General features: G+C 72.3%; 14 protein-coding genes and 1 pseudogene. 7 read left to right on the top strand and 8 right to left on the bottom strand.

Annotated elements, in window-relative coordinates:
• Positions 1 to 2 precede the first annotated feature (2 nt).
• Positions 3 to 1,115, top strand: a complete 1,113-nt coding sequence (locus tag EL493_RS18340; protein WP_019046762.1) for a class I SAM-dependent methyltransferase — start codon at positions 3 to 5, stop codon at positions 1,113 to 1,115.
• Between the two features lie 108 nt (positions 1,116 to 1,223).
• A complete protein-coding gene (locus EL493_RS18335; protein WP_019046761.1) occupies positions 1,224 to 1,895 on the top strand; it encodes an MspA family porin in 672 nt (223 codons plus the stop codon).
• Here EL493_RS18335 and EL493_RS18330 read toward each other — a convergent pair.
• The 6 genes from EL493_RS18330 to EL493_RS18305 form a co-directional block, all read right to left on the bottom strand.
• Complete coding sequence (locus EL493_RS18330) at positions 1,871 to 2,986, bottom strand: glycosyltransferase family 4 protein (RefSeq protein WP_019046760.1); 1,116 nt, start codon at positions 2,984 to 2,986, stop codon at positions 1,871 to 1,873. The genes EL493_RS18335 and EL493_RS18330 overlap by 25 nt on opposite strands.
• Complete coding sequence (locus EL493_RS18325; RefSeq protein WP_019046759.1) at positions 2,973 to 3,941, bottom strand: glycoside hydrolase 5 family protein; 969 nt, start codon at positions 3,939 to 3,941, stop codon at positions 2,973 to 2,975. The genes EL493_RS18330 and EL493_RS18325 overlap by 14 nt, the downstream gene beginning before the upstream one ends.
• 7 nt (positions 3,942 to 3,948) lie before the next feature.
• The gene (locus EL493_RS18320; protein WP_019046758.1) at positions 3,949 to 5,526 is read right to left on the bottom strand and encodes an oligosaccharide flippase family protein; all 1,578 of its coding nucleotides are present in this window, start codon (positions 5,524 to 5,526) and stop codon (positions 3,949 to 3,951) included.
• Complete coding sequence (locus tag EL493_RS18315; protein ID WP_030201996.1) at positions 5,523 to 6,455, bottom strand: glycosyltransferase family 4 protein; 933 nt, start codon at positions 6,453 to 6,455, stop codon at positions 5,523 to 5,525. Before EL493_RS18315 ends, EL493_RS18320 begins: the two co-directional genes overlap by 4 nt.
• Before the next feature lie 134 nt (positions 6,456 to 6,589).
• Positions 6,590 to 7,954: an O-antigen ligase family protein gene (locus EL493_RS18310; protein ID WP_019046756.1), complete on the bottom strand. Its 1,365-nt coding sequence runs from the start codon at positions 7,952 to 7,954 to the stop codon at positions 6,590 to 6,592.
• 4 nt (positions 7,955 to 7,958) lie between these two features.
• Positions 7,959 to 8,789 carry a glycosyltransferase family 2 protein gene (locus EL493_RS18305; RefSeq protein WP_051719488.1) on the bottom strand — a complete coding sequence of 277 codons (831 nt, stop codon included), beginning with the start codon at positions 8,787 to 8,789 and terminating at the stop codon, positions 7,959 to 7,961.
• Positions 8,790 to 9,037: 248 nt separating this feature from the next.
• On the opposite strand from EL493_RS18305, the gene EL493_RS33600 reads away from it, so the two are divergent.
• From EL493_RS33600 to EL493_RS18280, 5 genes are all read left to right on the top strand, one after another.
• Positions 9,038 to 10,186, top strand: a complete 1,149-nt coding sequence (locus EL493_RS33600) for a YveK family protein (protein WP_022566985.1) — start codon at positions 9,038 to 9,040, stop codon at positions 10,184 to 10,186.
• A 44-nt stretch (positions 10,187 to 10,230) separates the two neighbouring features.
• Complete coding sequence (locus EL493_RS32410; RefSeq protein WP_019046754.1) at positions 10,231 to 11,505, top strand: GNAT family N-acetyltransferase; 1,275 nt, start codon at positions 10,231 to 10,233, stop codon at positions 11,503 to 11,505.
• Positions 11,505 to 12,833, top strand: coding sequence for a glutamate-1-semialdehyde 2,1-aminomutase (locus tag EL493_RS18290; RefSeq protein ID WP_019046753.1), 1,329 nt, complete (start codon positions 11,505 to 11,507; stop codon positions 12,831 to 12,833). Before EL493_RS32410 ends, EL493_RS18290 begins: the two co-directional genes overlap by 1 nt.
• Positions 12,830 to 13,933 (top strand): glycosyltransferase, encoded by a 1,104-nt coding sequence (locus EL493_RS18285; RefSeq protein ID WP_019046752.1) that lies wholly within the window; start codon positions 12,830 to 12,832, stop codon positions 13,931 to 13,933. Before EL493_RS18290 ends, EL493_RS18285 begins: the two co-directional genes overlap by 4 nt.
• A 276-nt stretch (positions 13,934 to 14,209) precedes the next feature.
• A complete protein-coding gene (locus tag EL493_RS18280; RefSeq protein ID WP_019046751.1) occupies positions 14,210 to 16,234 on the top strand; it encodes an SDR family oxidoreductase in 2,025 nt (674 codons plus the stop codon).
• 156 nt (positions 16,235 to 16,390) lie between these two features.
• Here the strand turns inward: EL493_RS18280 and EL493_RS33190 are convergent, their stop codons facing one another.
• Complete coding sequence (locus tag EL493_RS33190) at positions 16,391 to 16,741, bottom strand: Rossmann-fold NAD(P)-binding domain-containing protein (RefSeq protein ID WP_019046750.1); 351 nt, start codon at positions 16,739 to 16,741, stop codon at positions 16,391 to 16,393.
• A gap of 113 nt (positions 16,742 to 16,854) precedes the next feature.
• Positions 16,855 to 17,274, bottom strand: a pseudogene (locus EL493_RS33885) (NAD(P)H-binding protein); the annotation flags it as partial.
• Positions 17,275 to 17,280: the final 6 nt, after the last annotated feature.

The following is a 17,280-nucleotide window of genomic DNA, read 5'->3' as shown; positions in this document are numbered from 1 at the left end:
CCATGACCCGCCGATGCCGCGGCTGCGCCGGCACCGACCTCACTCCCGTGCTCGATCTGGGTTCGGTGCCCGCCGCCGATCATTTCCCGCCGGCCGGATCGCCGGTGGACCCCGCCGAATCGGGTCATCCGCTGCGGATGGACCGGTGCGCCGCCTGCGGGCTGGCCCAGCTCGCCGACGACGACACCGTCACCGCCGAGCCGCGCGGTGTCGAACCGCGGGCACTGCGGGACCAGGCCGCCGACGCGGTCGCGCGGGTGGCCGCGGCCGGACTGCTGCGCGGCACCACGGTGACCGAGTTCGGCAGCCCCCACGGCGGCACCTGGCTGCCGCTGCTGACCGAGCGCGGTTTCACCGAGACCACCGGGCCCGCCGCGGTGGTGCTGGACTGTTTCGGCATCATGCACGAGCCCGATCAGCGCGCGGCCTTCGCGGCCCGCGCCGCCGCGACCGCACCCGGTGGAGTACTGCTGGTGCAGTACCACTCGCTGGCCGCGATCATCGCGCAGGGGCAGTGGAATGCGTTGCGGCACGGCCATTTCGCCTATTACACCCTCGAGACACTGCAAACGCTGCTGCGCGCGGCGGGGATGAGTGTGGTCGGCGCGTGGGAATTCGAGCTCTACGGCGGTACCGTGCTGATCGCCGCCCGGCACGGGGACCATCCCGCCGACCATGCCGTCGACCGGGTGCTCGCGACCGAGGCGGGGGCAGACCACCAAACCGAGGCGCTGCAACGCGTTGTCGATCAGCATGTTTCGACGCTGCGCACCTGGCTCGAGCAGGGCGCCGCGACCGGGCGGCGCGTCTACGCCTACGGCGCCGCCTCGCGGGCGGTGGCGCTGCTGGCGATGGCGGGCGCGCATCGCGGTGTGCTCGCCGGTGTCGCCGACGCCTCGACCGCCAAGCAGGGCAGGCGGATGCCGGGCACCGACGTACCCATCGTCTCCCCCGCCCAGCTGCTCGACGCCGACCCCGACGCCGTCCTGCTGACCCTGCCCGACCTGCTCGGCGAGGTCGCTGCGGCGCTGCCGGCACTCGACGGACGCTGGTATGTCGACGACCCGGCCGGACCGGTCCCACCCGACCGTGCGAAGGTTCGCCGTCCGGAGTGATGCGGTAGCGCAAAGACTGTGGCGCAGTGCATCTTTCGCCGTCGGGCGGATGATCGCGCACCGTGCCATACTCGATCCGCCCAGCCTCGCGCCACGTGCAGGGTCGCCGTGGCGGTATCCGGATCGGTGGGCGACATCCACGTCTTCAGGGGGCTCATCGTGTTCCGTCCGCGCGCACTGCGTCTGCTCGCGGTGGCTTCGGCCGCCGCTCTCGGTCTCACCCTCGGTTCCGGCGCGGCCGGCGCCGGGGTCGACAGCAGCGCCGCCGTTGTCGACGGCAGGGATCGCCTCGTCGAGGCGGTGCAGTCCGACACCCGGATCGACGTCGTGGCCCCGCTGGACGGCAATCCACTGACGCGCGAGTGGTTCCACAGCGGCACCGCGTCCTACCGGGTGACCGGCCCCGACGCCGCGAGCTGGGCAGGCAGACTCACCGTCGGCTATCAGATCGGCTACCCGGCGACGCTCGACGGGCGGCTCAAATTCGAATGGTCGACTCCGGGACTCGGCATCGAGGTCGGTACGGGCGGCCCGACAGTGAAGATCGACGGCCTGCTCCCCCGCGCCGGTGTGGAGCTGGGCGTCGGGTTCGGCCCCGGGATCCGGGAGGTCGAGGTCGCCGCCGGTGAGGTCACGGGCACCGACGGTGTACTGCGGCTGGCGGGTTTCCACGGCACGGTCACCGGCGTGCTCGGCCCGGCCAACCTCCGCCCGTTCGTGCGGATCGTGTCGGCCACGGGCGACACGGTCGTCACCTACGGGCCGACCGTCTCGTTCTGATCCCGCGCGAGCAGCGCGTCCAGCATCCGGGGCAGGGTCACGGACAGGTCGTGCTCGGCCGCGATGTGCGCGCGTCCCCGGGCGCGGAGGTCGGCGCGCAGATCGGGGTCGCGGGCCAGGGTTTCGAGCGCCGCGCGTAGTGCGTCCGGATCGTCGGGTGGCACGCAGACGGCCGTGTCGGGGGTGGCGTTGCCGCCGTGGTCGGTGGCGACGACGGGGACGCCGACGCTCATCGCCTCCAGCACGACCAGTGGGCCCGCTTCGGGCAGGACGCTGGCCGAGACCAGGATGTCCCAGCCGCGCAGGGTGTCGAGCGCGTCGACGGCGCCCAGGAAGCGGACCCGGCCGGCCAGGTCGGAACGCTCTGCGCGGGCGCGGAGTTCGGCCAGGTATGGTTCGTCGCCCGGGTGGGCCGATCCGGCGATCTCGATCCGGAGGTCGGGCACCCCGGCCGCGGCGGCCAGCAGCACGTGGTGACCCTTCCACGCGGTGACGACGCCGAGAATCCCGGCCACCAGCGGCGCGCGGTCGACGACCGGCGCCGGCTCGACCGGCCACGCCACGCCCTGCCGGGCGACCCGCACGTCGAAACCGCACTGCCGCACCGGTACCGCCGCACGCTCGGAGACGGCCACCGCCCGGCCGACGGCGAGACGGCCGAGACGAGCCACCACGAACTGGCGGCGACCGGCGAGCACGTCGTGCACCAGCCACACCGCGGTCCGCCTGCGCGGCAGCGTCAGCGCCACGGCGGGCAACGCCATCGTCGAGTTGACCACCGTCGTCACGCTCGCGGGACGGGCCAGGCGCCGCAGAATGAGGGCAGCGCGCAGCCAACGCCACACCATGATCACCGCGGCGCGCAGACGCTCCACGCCCTGCTGACCGGTCAGGCCGAGCTCCGGAAGAGGCTGGTGCGCAACAGTATCCGGCAGCCGAGCGCTCAGCGGCCCTGCGGGACAGGCCACGCGGACCCGGTACCCCCGCGCGACGGCCAGTTCGGCGAGGGCGAGCATGATCTTCTCCGCCCCCGACGCCTGGCTCGAGTGCGCGACGAACAGGACCTCCCGCACCGGGTCAGCGGCCGGCACGCAGCCGCTCCCCGTACGCGCGGACCACGGCCATGGCCGGCTTCTCGCTGTAGTCGCGGCGCAGCAGTCCGAAATTCTGCTCGAGATCGTTCGGGTCCGCCCCGGCGTCGACGAGCGAGTACACGAAGATCGGGCCGACGTCGTGGATGGTGCCGACCAGGCCGAGGCCTTCGTCGAGGATCGCGGCCTGAGCCTGCTCGCTCACCGACCGCGCGCCGGTCCCGGTCGGGGCGCCGAACTCGGTGGGCCACAGCCGCGCCGCGGTGTCGTTGTGCGCGTCCATGATCCGCCGGATCCGCAGCAGATTGCCGAAGGCGTTGTACCAGGCGGGCGACGCGGGCATCTCCGGGTAGGAGTACGGATGCACGGCGATGCCGTCGAAGTCGGTCTCGGCGCCGAGTTCGTAGAGCGCTTCGACGAAGGTGGTGGGCGCGATGTCGGGTCCCTCGTCGGTCGCCGGGGCCAGCCCGCCGACCAGGACCTGACCGTGCGGCTGCCGGGTGCGCACGGCGGTCGCCGCCTGCCGCAGCAGGTGCGCGTACATGCCGACATCCGGATTCGGGGTGAAGAACGCGGTGACGTTGGGTTCGTTCCAGATCTCCCAGTGTGCGATCTGATCGCGGTAGCGGTCGACCGCGTCACCGACGAAGCGGCCGAACAGCACCGGCTGCGGCACCGCCTTGCTGCCCGCGACCCCTTCGTGCAGGCCCGCCCAGGCGGGCGCGTAGGTGAGGATCGCCAGGACCGACAGCCCGTGCGCGCGAGCCGCCCCGACGGCGCGGTCGGTGGCCGACCAGTCCTGGCGCCCGCGGTCGGCTTCGATCACCGACCAGTCCAGGTCGATGCGCACCCAGGTGGCGCCGGTGCCCGCGACGACGGCCATCTGCCGGTCCAGTTCCGCGGCGTCGAGTTCGAGCCAGGAGTGCCCGCCCGAGATCCCGAGTCCGGTGGCCACGGTGGTGTCAGTCGTCTGCGCCGGCGCTGTCGCGCACCCCAGCGCCGTCAGGGTGACCAGTGCGGCGATCAGCGTCGTCCGAGCTATTCGCCACAGTGTCATCAGGTTTCGGCTCCCGCAAACTTCGTATCGTCAATCCGTCGGTCCTTCGCACAATGCTTCCGGCGAGCACAAGGTACAACAGGCACGCCACGGCCGAGGTGACAATCCACGGCGGATCCCAGCGCTGCTGGACGGCGGTCGCGGCGGCGATCACCGCCACCGCGACACCGGTCACCGCGATGGCGGTGGCGATCGGCACCAACCGGCGCTCCCGCACTGTGAGCGCCAGCGCCACCCAGACCGCCACCAGCAGGACCGCCTGCGCGAGCAGACCGGCGAGCACGGCGCCGTCGTAGGACATCCGGGTGATCAACGGCCAGGCCGCGCCGAGGTTGACCAGCAGCGCGGCCCCCGCGATCCACGGGATCACGATGTTGCGCCCCACCGCCATCAGCGCCACCAGCCCGAGGTGGGCCAGCGCCCCGAGCAGGCCGCCGACGATCTGCAGGCGCGCCGCACCCGCCGCGGCCACGAGGTCGGCGCCGAACAGCAGGCGCACCGCGTCGGCGGCGACCGGCCAGAACGCGACCAGCGCCGCCAGCCCGAGCACGGTCAACGCGACCGTCGCCTGCCGGAAGTGGCGGCGGAACCGCAGCGGGTCGCCGGGCCACAGCGCGATCAGCAGCGTTGTCAGCGGGGCCACCACCGCGATCGCGGCGGTGTCGAGCAGATCGGCGAATTTCATGCCGACGGCGTACAACCCGACGGATTCGAAGGTGTCGAAGTGGCCGAGCAGCAGCAGCCCGACCTTCTGCAGCACGATGATCAACGCCAGCCCGATGCTCAGCGGCAGCGCCTCGCGCAGCATGCCGCCCCACCAGCCCAGCTCGACGCGCCGCGCCGGAAGGGGCCCGCCCAGACCGCGCCCGATCCCGACGACCTTCACCGCGAGCGCGACGATCTCGTAGACGACGGCGGGCACTACGACCACCAGCAGCGTCGGCGACCACAGGACCGCCAGCACCGTCACACCCAGCTGGACACTGCGCGCCAATGCCTCGGCCCCGGCGACCAGGGTGAGCCGCATGGTCGATTGGAACAGCACCGTCAGCGCGTGACTCGGTGTCGCGATCACCACCACGAGACCGGCCAGGGCGGTGGCCGCGACCACCTCCGGCGGGCAGCGCAGCACCAGCACGTAGCCGACGGCGAGGCCGTAGCCGAGCAGACCCAGGACCGTGCGCAAGACGATGAACGAGGTCGCGATCTCGGCGACCTCGCCGGGCTCGCCGTGCACGAGTTTGCCGATGACCGCGCGCCCGACGCCGAGATCGGTGACGATCGCGAGCATGCCGAGCAAGCCGAAGACGAAGGAGAAATAGCCCCATTCGACGGCGGGCAGCATCCGCGCGATGAGCATGGTGCCGAACAGGCCGAGCACGGCGGAGAAGATCCGGCTGGCGAGCATGGCGGCGGTGTTGTTCGCCGCCGCCCGGCCGGACAGCGCGCGCCGGGGCGGGGCGACGGTCGCCTCGTCGGTCATGCGAGCAGTCCGGCGGACCGGTAGGCGGCGACGGTGGCCTCGGCCGTCGCCTGCCAGCTCAGTTTCGTCATCGCGAGCAGGCCGCGTTCGCGCAGTTCGCGGTTGGCGTCCACGTCGTGCAGCAGCGGCCGCAGCGCCCGCGTCCACGCGTCGACACCGGTCCGCTCGACCAGGATCGCGCCGTCGCCACACACCTGGGGCAGCGCGCCCACCGCGCTGGCGACCACCGCGCCGCCACAGGCCATCGCCTCCACGGGTGGCAGACCGAATCCTTCGTACTGCGAGCAGTAGGCGACCACCGTCGCGGCCGCGTACAGCGCGGGCAGATCGGCGAGGTCGACGTAGCCGAGCCCGAGCGCGCCCGCCGGCGCCTGCGGACCGTCGGATCCCGCGCCGGCCAGCACCAGCGGGATCTCGAGTTCCCGTGCCACCTCGGCCAGCACACCGACCTGCTTGCGCGGCTCGACCGTGCCGACCTGCAGGACGAACCGCGACGGCAACTCGTAGCGCGCACGCACCCGGTCGATCTCGGCCGCCTCGGGTACCCGCGCCCAGGCGGCGGGCGCCAGCGGCACCACCACGGCCTCGCGGCCGAAGCGGTCGGCGATGCGTTGCGCGGTGAACTCCGAGACCGCGACGAGCAGGTCGGCCCGGGTCAGCGACATCCGCACCAGCAGTTGCTCGCCCGCGGCCCGGTACCGGCTGAACGCCCACGGGACGTCGAACACCGACAAGTCGTGGACGGTGGCGACGGTGGCGCGCGGACCGGTCAGCGGAAGGTCGACATCGAGGCCGTGGAAGAGATCCGCGCCGCGCAGCGGGGCGATCCCGTGCCAGGCGCGCCGCGCGCCCGCCGCGACCGGACGCGACAGCGCCGCGATCCCCTCGGGCAACGCCGCGGCGGCATCGGCCTGCACCAGCGCCGTCACCGCGGTCCCGGCCAGCAGCTCGGGCATCCGCGCCAGCAGTTCACGCTGATACGTCGACACTCCGGCACCGTGCGGGCGGTAGGCCAGCGCACCGAAACACACTCCGGGACCGGCATTTTCACTTCTCGGGAATCTCACGCTACCTGCTCGGGGACGGAGCCGTGCTCGACGGGCTCGGACGTGGACCGCTGGGTGACGGCACAGCCGACGACCGCGGCCAGCAACCAGAAGTAGAAGTCGCTCGGGAAGATCTCGAAGTAGCTCGACGCGACCGCCGCCACCGCGCTGGCCAGGACCGACGCCGCGACCCCGAGCGCGAGCGCCGAGTCGTTGCCGCGCAGGGTGCGCGCGCCGCGCAGGGCCAGCAGATAGATCACCACCATGATCGCGCAGAACAGCCAGACCCCGATCGGTCCCAGTTCGATGAGCAGCTTCACGTAGTAGTTGTCCGGCTGATACGGGCGGCCGTAGATCTGCACCTCGCCGGTGGCGTAGGGCAGTTTCTCCGCCATCGGGCCGAGTTCCTCCACCAGCTGCTTGGCCTTCGCGGCGCCCGTGGAGCCCAGCCCGTCACCGAACGGATGGCTGCCGACCGAGCGCAGCACGGTGTTCCAGCCGGTGCCGCGGTCGGCCAGGCTCGACGAGGAGAACAGCGAACTGCGCGCCTGCGAGGAGACCACGACGCTGCCGAGCACGATCAGCGCGACTCCGCCGATGATCACCGTCTTCAGCTGACGCCGGTACCGCACCACCGCGAGCACCAGTGCGCCGACCAGCAATCCGGCCAGCGCCGCCCGCACCACACTGGCCGCGGCGCCGACGACCAGGATGGGCGTGGCCATCAGGAACAGCCGGTTGCGCGGCCGCGACGGCGCGGCCAGCGCCACCGACCCACCGACCAGCAGCACGGTGACGAGGTAGAACGCGAACGGGAACGGCTGGTTGAAGGTGCTGAACGAGCGCAGGATCCCGCCGGAGAACCGGATCGTCTCGTTGTACTCGTAGCCCATGGCGGCCAGCCCCGCGCCGCCGATGGCCTGCTGGGCCAGCCCGAACACCGCGATGCCGACGGCTTCGACCATCATGATCGTCACCAGCAGGTCCCGGTCGCGGGCGTCGAACGGGCGCAGGTACAGGATCAGCGGCACCACGACGAAGTAGAAGAACGTGATCTTGATCGCGAACAGGCCCAGCGATCCGGCCGTCACGAACGCCGACACCACCCCGAACACGCACAGCGCCGCGCCGAGCGGCCACCACGGGATGGCCGGGCGCGGACCGGCATCGGGCTGCGGGACGAAGATCGCCACCGCCAGCGTGAGCAGCAGCAACGCCTCCTTCCACCCGTTGACCTGCATCCATCCCGGCGCGATCAGCAGCAGCCCGTTGAACGGCACCAGCGCGGCGACCAGCAGCAGGCCGCGCTGGGGCCGATGCCGGATCCAGCGCAGGAACAACCAGCCCACCGGCACGGCGGCGAGGTACAGCAGCACGCCCATGCCGTCAGCCCTTCCCGGACAGGCGTTTCGCCCGCGCGCACAGCCGCACCAGCGCCTGTCGTGCCACCACGGCGTCGCCCGCCACGACATCGAGCGGGCCGACCAGGTCGGGATGCGCGCGCCGGTAGTGGTGGTTGAACCGCACCACCTCGGAGAACTTGCTGAGGGTCGAAGTGGTGGAGGAGTAGTTGAACGCCGAGGCGCGGCTGATCGCGAGGACGTCGGGGTCGCCGTAGAACTGGCCGTGCGCGCACAGCCGTGCCACCAGATCGATGTCCATGGCGTAGAGGAAGTCGCCCCGGAAGCCGCCGGTGGCGGCGAGCTCGCGGCGCCGGAACAGGAACGCGGCGGTCGGGCACACCGCGTCGGGCAGTTTGCGGACGAAGGCGCGCAGCGCGGTGCGCGGCGAGCAGCGGCCGGTGATCCCGGCCAGCCCGCGGCCCAGGGCGAGCACGGCGCCCGCGTCGTCGATGACGTCGAACCTGGCGCCCGACACCGCGATCCGGGGATCGCGCAGCGCCTCTACCTGGGCCGACAGGCAGCCGGGGGTGATCAGGTCGTCGGCGCAGACGAGTTTGACCAGCTCGCCCCCGGCCAGGCCGAGCGTGCGGTTCCAGTTCTCGACCATGGGCAGCACGGTGTCGTTGGTGTGCAGCCGGATCCGGTCGTCGGTGAACGCGCGCACCAGCTCGCCGGTGCCGTCGGTGCTGGCGTTGTCGACCACGACGACCTCGAAGTCGCCGAAATCCTGGGTCAGGATCGACTCGATCGTCTCGGTGATCGTGCGCGCCGCGTTGAATGCCGGGACACACACCGACACCCGAGCCCCCACCACCGCACCATCCTCCAGCACTAGCCACACACATCCGGCCGATGTCCGGCACGAACCGGCTCAGCGTACCGACCCGGTCGCGACCGCGCTCAGCAGGCGATTCACTCCCGGGCACCGCACTGATGCGACCAGAGCGTTTGCCGATGCCACGGCGAGGGTAATCCTTTCGGCCGTTCCCGACCCGCCGCGGTCGCGACACACCCGAACCCCGGCTAACATCCACCACAGAGTTGGTGAGTTTGGGGGTAGGTGTGAGCAAGACGGGCGCGGCCGACAGCGGCGACGCGCACCAGGAGAGTGTGCCGTCGGCCGGTGTCGACATCGCCGCGCACCTGCGCAAGCTGATCCGGGTGCTGCCGATCGCGCTGGTCGTGGCCGCGCTGGCCGGTGGCGCCGTGTGGTTCGTGCGCGACGGGAGCGAACGGACCTACGAGGCCAGTCTCACCGCGCAGATCTCGCAGCAGTCCATCGGCGCGGTGTTCAACGAGCTGACCCAGCCCTACATCGTGCTGGTCACCGAGAGCCGGGTGCTCTCGGATGTGGTGAAGAACGGGCTGGCCCCGTCGGAGCAGGATCTGCGCCCGCGGGTGTCGGCGATGACCGGGCCCGCGCCGTCGCTGCTGATCATCAAGGCGCAGGCGGGTTCTCCCGAGCAGGCCGAGCGCTTGGTGCTGGCGGTCCAGCAGTCGCTGGACCGGGTGGGCTCGCAGATGCGCACCGAGGCCATCGCGCGCTCGGCCGCCGATCTCGAGGATCATCGCCGTGCCGTGGAGGACACCTTCACCAAGCGGCTGGCCGACGATCCGCTGCGTCCCGAGCTGAGTTTCGACGCCCGCGACGTCGCCCGCGAGATCGAGTTCCGCCAGGTGCTCGGTATGGCCCGGCTGACCGTGATCAGCAACCCGCGGTCGGAACTGGTGGCGCCGCATCCGGTTCAGGAAGGCCTGTTCGCCGCCCTCGCCGTACTCATCGTCGTCGCCGAGGGCCTGGTGCTGGCCCGCGGCGTACTCGACCGCCGGTCCGGCGGCAAGGACGCCGGAGCGAAGGACGACACCGCCCAGGCACCGGTGGAACCGGCCGCCGCGACCCCGCCCCGGGCCGCGCCGGTGCCGGTGGGCGCCACCGCGTCCCGGGCGACACCGGCGGAACCGGCCGCCGCGGTACCGCCCCGCGCCGCTCCCGTCGCGCCGAACACGACCACTCCGCGGGCCACACCCGTGGCACCCGCCACCGCCACGCCACCCCGGGCCGCACCGGTGCCCGCGGGTTCGGGGAGCCGTTCCGAGGATGCCGTGCCGACCACCGCCGCGCCGTTCGATCCCGAGACGACGGTGCTGCCCCGGGCCTGGCCGAGGGCCGAGCCCGCGTCGTCGTCACGCCGCGGCACGCCGGGCACGTAGCGCACCTACCCCGGCCCGGTGGCCGACGAAAGCGAGTTATCCCGTTGTCGCGCACGACGACACCGACGACCGGCGGCATCCCGGTCGACGTCGACCTGGCCCGGCTGACCCTCGGGCCGATCGACACGGGCGCGTGCACCGTCCGGTTGCGACCGCCGCGGCTGTCCGACGCCGAGCGCTGGCATACGCTGCGACTCCGCGACCGTGCCTGCATCGAACCGTATTGGAGCTCCTCGCCGCTGACCTGGGAGCAGCGCCATTCTCCCCGTCGCTGGGCGCGCGAGTGTCTGGTGGCGTGGGCCGACATGCGGGCGGGCCGTGGCTACGCGGGCGTCGTCGAGATCGACGGGCAGCTGGCGGGGCAGCTGGGCTTCCAGGTCCTGGACGCGGCCGCGGGCGTCGTCGAGATCACCTGCTGGATCGAGTCGCGGTGGGCGGGTCACCGGGTGATGTCGCGCATCGGGCTCGCGCTGCGCGATCACCTCGTGACGGCGCTCGGCGTCACCCGGATCGTCGCGCCGATCTCGGTGGACAACGCGGGTGCGGCCGGTTTCGCCCGTGCTCTGGGTTTCCACCGGGAGGCCGTCATGGTGCAGTCCTTCGATGCCGGTGGGTCGCCGCGCGACCACGCGCTGTGGGCGTTCTCGAGCACGGACCACTGCGCTGTCACTCCCGCCGAACCCGCGGGCATCACTCCGCATCGGCGCAGCGTGGGCCTGCCGCCGGCCGTCCTCGTGATCGCGGCTGTGCGCCTGCTCGCCTGGCGCCTCCGTCGGCAGCTGCGCCGCCACTCTCCCGTCGGATCGGTCGCGTTGCCGGTGCCCGGCCACCCGAATACCTTGGTGCGCAGCGTTGTTCGATCCGATGAACCCGAGCGCGCGCGGATCCGCTGGGGCGGGGTTCCTCCGTCGGCCGCCGATACGCCCGGCTGGTGGCTGCGCAGGTCGGGCCCGGGAACCTCGGCCGGACTCGTGCTGGCCTGGACGGTGGACGGCCGCTACGCCGGGGAGTTCCGGCTGTCGGATCCGGGAATGTCGGGGCACGCCGCCCACCTCGTCTCCTGGGCCGACCCCGCCCACGCCCGAACGTCGGCGCACGTCGCCGCGCTCACCGCGGTCACCGGTCACGCCTTCGGCACGCTCGGGCTACGCCGCCTGGCGGCCGAAATCCCTACCGGCGACACCACTTCCGCCGCGACCTTCGCCGCGGCGGGCTTCGTGTGCGAGGGCGTGTTGCGTGACCACCCCGGCCCCACCGGCGTCCGGACCGACCACGAACTGTGGGCACTGACCACCACCGGACAGGAGCGACACCCCTGATGCGATCCTTCCAACGCAGCACGGCGATCCAGGCGCGCCTGCACGACCTCGTCCCCGGTGGCGCGCACACCTATGCCCGCGGCGCCGATCAATACCCCGAGGACATGGCGCCGGTCCTGGTGCGCGGCGAGGGCGCCCGGGTCTGGGACGCCGACGGCAACGAGTACGTCGAGTACGGCATGGGGCTGCGCTCGGTCACCTTGGGGCACGGCTACGAGCCCGTCGTCGCGGCCGCGCTGGCCGCCGCCGCCGACGGCATGAGCTTCTCCCGTCCGACCGAACTCGAACTGGCGGCCGCCGAAGACTTCCTCGACCTGGTCCCCGGCGCCGACATGGTGAAGTTCGCCAAGAACGGCTCCGACGCCACCACCGCCGCGGTCCGGCTGGCCAGGGCGGTCACCGGCCGCACCCGGATCGCGGTGTGCGAGCAGCCGTTCTTCTCCGTCGACGACTGGTTCATCGGCACCACCCCGATGGCCGCGGGCATCCCCGCCGTCGACACCGTGAGCTTCCCCTACAACGACCTCGACGCGCTCGCGACCGTGCTGGCCGGCGACACGGTCGCCGCGGTGTTCCTGGAGGCCGCCACCGCCCTGGCCGAACCGGACCCGGGCTATCTCGAAGCCGTTCGCGCCCTGTGCGACCGGCACGGCACCCTGCTGGTGTTCGACGAGATGATCACCGGGTTCCGCTGGTCGGCGGGCGGGGCGCAGGCCGTCTACGGCGTGACCCCCGACCTGTCGTGCTGGGGCAAGGCCATGGGCAACGGCTTCCCGATCTCGGCACTGGCGGGTAAGCGGGAGTACATGGAACTCGGCGGATTGCGTAGCGACCGGGATCGGGTGTTCCTGCTGTCCACCACGCACGGCCCGGAGACCGCGGCGCTGGCCGCCTTCCGCGCGGTCGTGCGCGCCTACCGCACTGAGGACCCGATCGCCCGGATGGAACAGGCGGGCCGCGACCTCGCCGACGGGGTGAACGCGGTGGCCGCCGAGCTCGGGCTGACCGATCATCTCCAGGTGCGCGGCAGGCCCTCGTGCCTGATCTTCCGCACCCTCGACGCCGACGGTGTCGCGTCCCAGGCGTTTCGCACCCTGTTCCTGCAGGAACTGCTCGACCGTGGGGTCCTCGGCCAGTCCTTCGTCGTCTCGGCCGCCCACGACGCCGTCGCGGTGCGCGACACCGTCGACGCCTGCGCCGCGGCCGCCCAGGTCTATCGTGCGGCGATCGACCGTGGCTCCGTCGACGGACTGCTCCGCGGCCGCCCCGTCGCCCCCGCCCTGCGCCGCACCGCCGCGCCCCGACAGATCGAAGCGAGCACCCGATGACCCGAATCGCCCTCGTGCACGAACGTTTCACCGAATTCGGCGGCTCGGAGGCGGTGGTCGGCGAGTTCGTCGAAACCTGGCCCGGCGCGGAGGTTTTCGCGCCGATCGTCGCGCCGGGCGGGGTCCGTCCGCCGGTCGGCGCGGTCACCGACAGCTGGCTGAGCCGCGCGCACGCGGCGCTGGGCGGCCGGCACGCGCCGCTGCTGCCGCTGGTACCGCCGGTGCTGCGGCGGCTGCCGCTGCGCGCGGCCGATGTCGTGGTGATCAGCCATCACGCCTTCGCCACCCAGGCGGCCCTGGCCACCGACGCCCCGGTCGTCGCCTATGTGCACAGCCCCGCCCGCTGGGCGTGGGATCGCGAGTTCCGCGCCCAGGAAGCCGGGGGCCGCGCCGGGCAGCTCGCCCTGGCCGCGCTCGGCGCACTGGCCCGGCGTGGGGAACTGCGCGCCGCGCCGCGGCTGACGCGGGTCGTCGCCAACTCGCACGCCGTGGCGCAGCGCGTCACCGACTGGTGGGGACTGCCCGCCACGGTGGTGAACCCGCCGGTGCAGGTGGACCGGTTCACCCCCGATCCGGCGGTGCCGCGGGAGGACTTCTTCCTCTGCGCGGGCAGATTGGTGCCCTACAAGCGGGCCGACCTCGCCATTCGCGCAGCCCAGCGCGCGGGCACGCGGCTGGTGGTGCTCGGCGAGGGCCGCTTCCGCGCGCAGCTCGAGGCGATCGCGGGCCCGGAGACGACCTTCCTCGGCGCCACCTCCGCCGAACAGCTCCAGGACATGTACCGGCGCTGCCGCGCACTGCTGATGCCCGGTATCGAGGACTTCGGGATCGTGCCGGTCGAGGCCATGGCGTGTGGGGCGCCGGTGCTCGCGGTGGGGGTGGGCGGCGCGCTCGACACGGTGCGGCCCGGGGTCACCGGCGCCCATGTGCCCGCCGGGTCCGATGCCGCGGTCGTCGCCGCGCTGGCGGCGTCGATGAACGACACCGACTGGGCGGCCTACGATCCGGCCAAGATCCGCGAGCACGCGCTGTCGTTCGCGCCCGCGGTGTTCCGCGCGCGGATGGCGGGCATCGTCGAGGACGTCCTCGACGGGCGGTAGCGGAAAGTTGTCCGAAACTCGCAGTTACTGAAATTGACTGTCACACACACCCTTTGACCTGCGCGGACAGGTGACAATTCCCACACGGTACCGGGACGCCATCAGCTTGCCCGGTCAAGTTACCGACGAGTATCGTCAGTGCCAGCCGGGACGACGATGTGCCCGGTTTCTCGCCAGCTGTTCAGTCGCTGGACTTCGACGTTGATACCGCATCCACCGCCGCATGCCGGATCACTGTTGCACCACACCGTGTTTCGAGAATTTTCAGGAGGGGCGATGGTTTCCTACATCGTGACAGGCGGTACCGGATTTCTGGGTCGGCGCGTCGTGCGGGGGTTGCTCGCGGCCGATCCCACGGCGATCGTGCACGTGCTCGTGCGCGCCGAGTCGCTGGCCAAGTTCACCGCGCTCACCGCGCAGTATCCCGACGGCGACCGGGTGTTCGCGCTGGTCGGCGACCTGACCGCCGAGGGTCTGGGCCTGGGCGACGAGCCGCCGCGCGCCGACCACGTGCTGCACCTGGGTGCGGTCTACGACATGACCGCCGACGAGGAGACCGCGCACGCGGCCAATGTGGCGGGCACCCGCTCGGTGATCGAGCTGGCGCGCAGGCTCGACGCCACGCTGCACCACGTCTCCTCGGTGGCGGTGGCCGGCGACCACCGCGGCAAGTTCTTCGAGGAGGACTTCGACCTCGGGCAGAACCTGACCTCGCCGTATCACCGCACCAAGTTCGCCGCGGAGAAGCTGGTCCGCGAGGCCACCGATGTGCGCTCGCGGGTGTACCGCCCGGCCATCGTGGTCGGTGATTCGCGCACCGGCGAGATGGACAAGATCGACGGCCCGTACTACTTCTTCGCCGCCATCGGCGCACTCGCGGCGCTGCCCACCGAGCTGCCGCTGCCACTGCCGGATCTGGGCGCGACCAATGTGGTGCCGGTGGACTACGTCGCCGAGGCGATGGTGCGGCTGGTGCGTCGCGAAGGCCTGGACGGGCGCACATTCCACCTGGTCAACCCGCGTCCGCAGCCGTTCGGGGAGATCTACCGCGCGCTGGCCACGGCCGCGGGCGGTCCCGCGGGTATCGGCACCGTGCCCGGCAGCGCCCGCGCGCTCACCGGCCTGGGCCTGGTGCCCGGCGCGCACGCGGTGCGCGACTTCCTGTTCGAGCAGGCCGGGATTCCGGCCGAGGTCGCGCCGCACGTCGGCTTCACCGCCGAGTTCGTCGCCGAGTCCACCCAGGCCCAGTTGCCCGGGCTGACGGTGCCCGCCTTCGACACCTATGCCGCGCGGCTGTGGGACTACTGGCGCGCCAACCTCGACCCGCACCGGCGCCGTCCGCCCGCCGACGCCGACCGGCTCGCGGGCCGGATCGTGCTGATCACCGGGGCCTCCTCGGGGATCGGGCTGGCCACCGCGCACGCGGTCGCCCGGCGCGGCGCGACCGTGCTGATGGTGGCTCGCGGCGTCGAAGACCTCACCGCCGCGGCGGAATCCGTGCGCACCGAGGGCGGCACCGCGTTCGCCTATCCGTGCGACATCACCGACGCTGCGGCCGTGGACGACCTGGTGCGGCAGCTGCTGTCCGAGCACGGCCATGTCGACTACCTGGTCAACAACGCTGGCCGGTCGATCCGCCGGTCGGTGGCGAACTCGGTGGACCGCATGCACGACTTCGAGCGCACCATGGCGGTGAACTACTTCGGCGCGGTCCGGCTGATCCTGGCGCTGCTGCCGTCGATGCGGGAGCGGCACTTCGGCCATATCGTCAACATCTCCTCGATCGCGGTGCAGACCAAGGTGCCCCGCTTCGCGGCGTACGCGGCGAGCAAGTCGGCGCTGGACAACTTCAGCGATATCGCCGCGGTCGAGAACCGTGGCGCCGGTGTGACGTTCACGTCGATCCGGATGCCGCTGGTGCGGACCCCGATGATCGCGCCGACCGATCTGTACCGCGCGCTGCCGCTGCCCGATCCCGAGCGGGCCGCCGACATCGTGGTGCGGGCGCTGCTCGAACGCCCGGACCGGATCGACACCCCGGTGGGGACGTTCGCGCAGGCGGTCGAGATGTTCCTGCCCTCGCTCAAGCGCACGATCATGCACACCGGGTTCCGGCTGTTCGGGGAATCGACCGCGGCCCAGGGCAAGCCCGCCCCGGTCCTGGCCGAGCCCGTGCCCGCCGAGCCCGCCGAGCCGAGCCGCAACGCGCTGACCGTGCTGGCCCCGGTGCTCACCCCGCTGATGGTGATGCCGAGCCCGGCGGCGCGGGTGAGCCGGATGCTGCCCGGCGTGCACTGGTAGGTCGTCGCACACGGGTGTTCGGTCCGGTCGCGACATCGTCGCGACCGGACCGTCCACGTATTACGTTCTGCCGCAACCTTTTCCGGCTCGGTCTGCCGACCGCCGGGGCCACGGCGTTCGCCGTGCCGGGCACAGCGGGACAAGCCCGCCGGGTGGTCACCGCAGGTGGGCACGCGCCCAGGCGGCCAGGGTCGACGGGGTCGTGGTGAGCGGGGACCGCGGGTTCTCGGGTACGAATCCTGCGCTCAGGCCCGCGGACATGCCGACGATGCCGTCGATGTGCACTTCGCCCAGGCTCGCTTCCCGCAGCTGGGCACGCAGGTCGTCCGCGCCGATCGGCACCGGGGTGACCGGGTGCCCGAGTTCGGCGCTGAGGATCTCGGCGACGCGCCGGAAGGTGAGGTCCTCGGGTCCGTGGACGGCCCGCACGGTCCGGCCCGTCCAGCCGTCCGCGAGCAGCCGGACCGCGGCGACCTCACCGATGTCGCGCGGATCGACCCAGGCCATGGCGTGGTCGAGCGGCCACGGCGTGCTAGCGTCCCGGCCCTGATCTCCGCGCGCTGGGTCAGCAGATTGGTGAAGAAATAGCCGCAGCGCAGGTGCGTCACCGCGGTTCCGGTCGCGTCGAGCAGTTCCTCGGTCCGGGCCAGTCCGTCGATTTCGCCTGCGCCACCGCGCTTCTCGGCGCCGACGCTGCTGAGGAAGACCACGGCCCCGATGCTGTTCTCGGTCACCGCGCGGGCGGCCGACTCCCCCATCCGGGCGTATCCGGCGACCGGATCACCGTCGAGCAGGTTCGGTGGGTCGACCCAGAACAGCCGGTCCACACCCCGGGTGGCCCGCGCCACCGCGTCCGCGTCGCCCTGGTCGACGGCGACCACCTCCACCAGCTCGCGCATCCCCGCGTCGAGCCGGGCGGGGTCGCGCATCAGCACTCTGGGCCGGACACCGGCCTGCACCAGCAGCTGCACCACCCGCCTGCCCACGTGCCCGAGCGGCGTGGTGACGGCGATCGTCGTGTCGTGCGTGTCGTATGCCATATCCGC

The organism is Nocardia asteroides (assembly GCF_900637185.1).
Taxonomy (GTDB): Bacteria; Actinomycetota; Actinomycetes; order Mycobacteriales; family Mycobacteriaceae; genus Nocardia; species Nocardia asteroides.
The sequence above is the reverse complement of the archived record's forward strand: the minus strand, read 5'-3'. Positions and strand labels throughout refer to the sequence as shown.

What these genes read in the sequence shown, in the direction of transcription:
- EL493_RS18290 (WP_019046753.1), top strand. Translation starts at nt 11,505, where the DNA reads ATGCGATCCTTCCAACGCAGCACGGCGATCCAGGCGCGCCTGCACGAC.
- EL493_RS18320 (WP_019046758.1), bottom strand. Translation starts at nt 5,526, where the DNA reads ATGACCGACGAGGCGACCGTCGCCCCGCCCCGGCGCGCGCTGTCCGGC.
- EL493_RS33190 (WP_019046750.1), bottom strand. Translation starts at nt 16,741, where the DNA reads ATGGCCTGGGTCGATCCGCGCGACATCGGTGAGGTCGCCGCGGTCCGG.
- EL493_RS18340 (WP_019046762.1), top strand. Translation starts at nt 3, where the DNA reads ATGACCCGCCGATGCCGCGGCTGCGCCGGCACCGACCTCACTCCCGTG.
- EL493_RS18285 (WP_019046752.1), top strand. Translation starts at nt 12,830, where the DNA reads ATGACCCGAATCGCCCTCGTGCACGAACGTTTCACCGAATTCGGCGGC.
- EL493_RS18280 (WP_019046751.1), top strand. Translation starts at nt 14,210, where the DNA reads ATGGTTTCCTACATCGTGACAGGCGGTACCGGATTTCTGGGTCGGCGC.
- EL493_RS18310 (WP_019046756.1), bottom strand. Translation starts at nt 7,954, where the DNA reads ATGGGCGTGCTGCTGTACCTCGCCGCCGTGCCGGTGGGCTGGTTGTTC.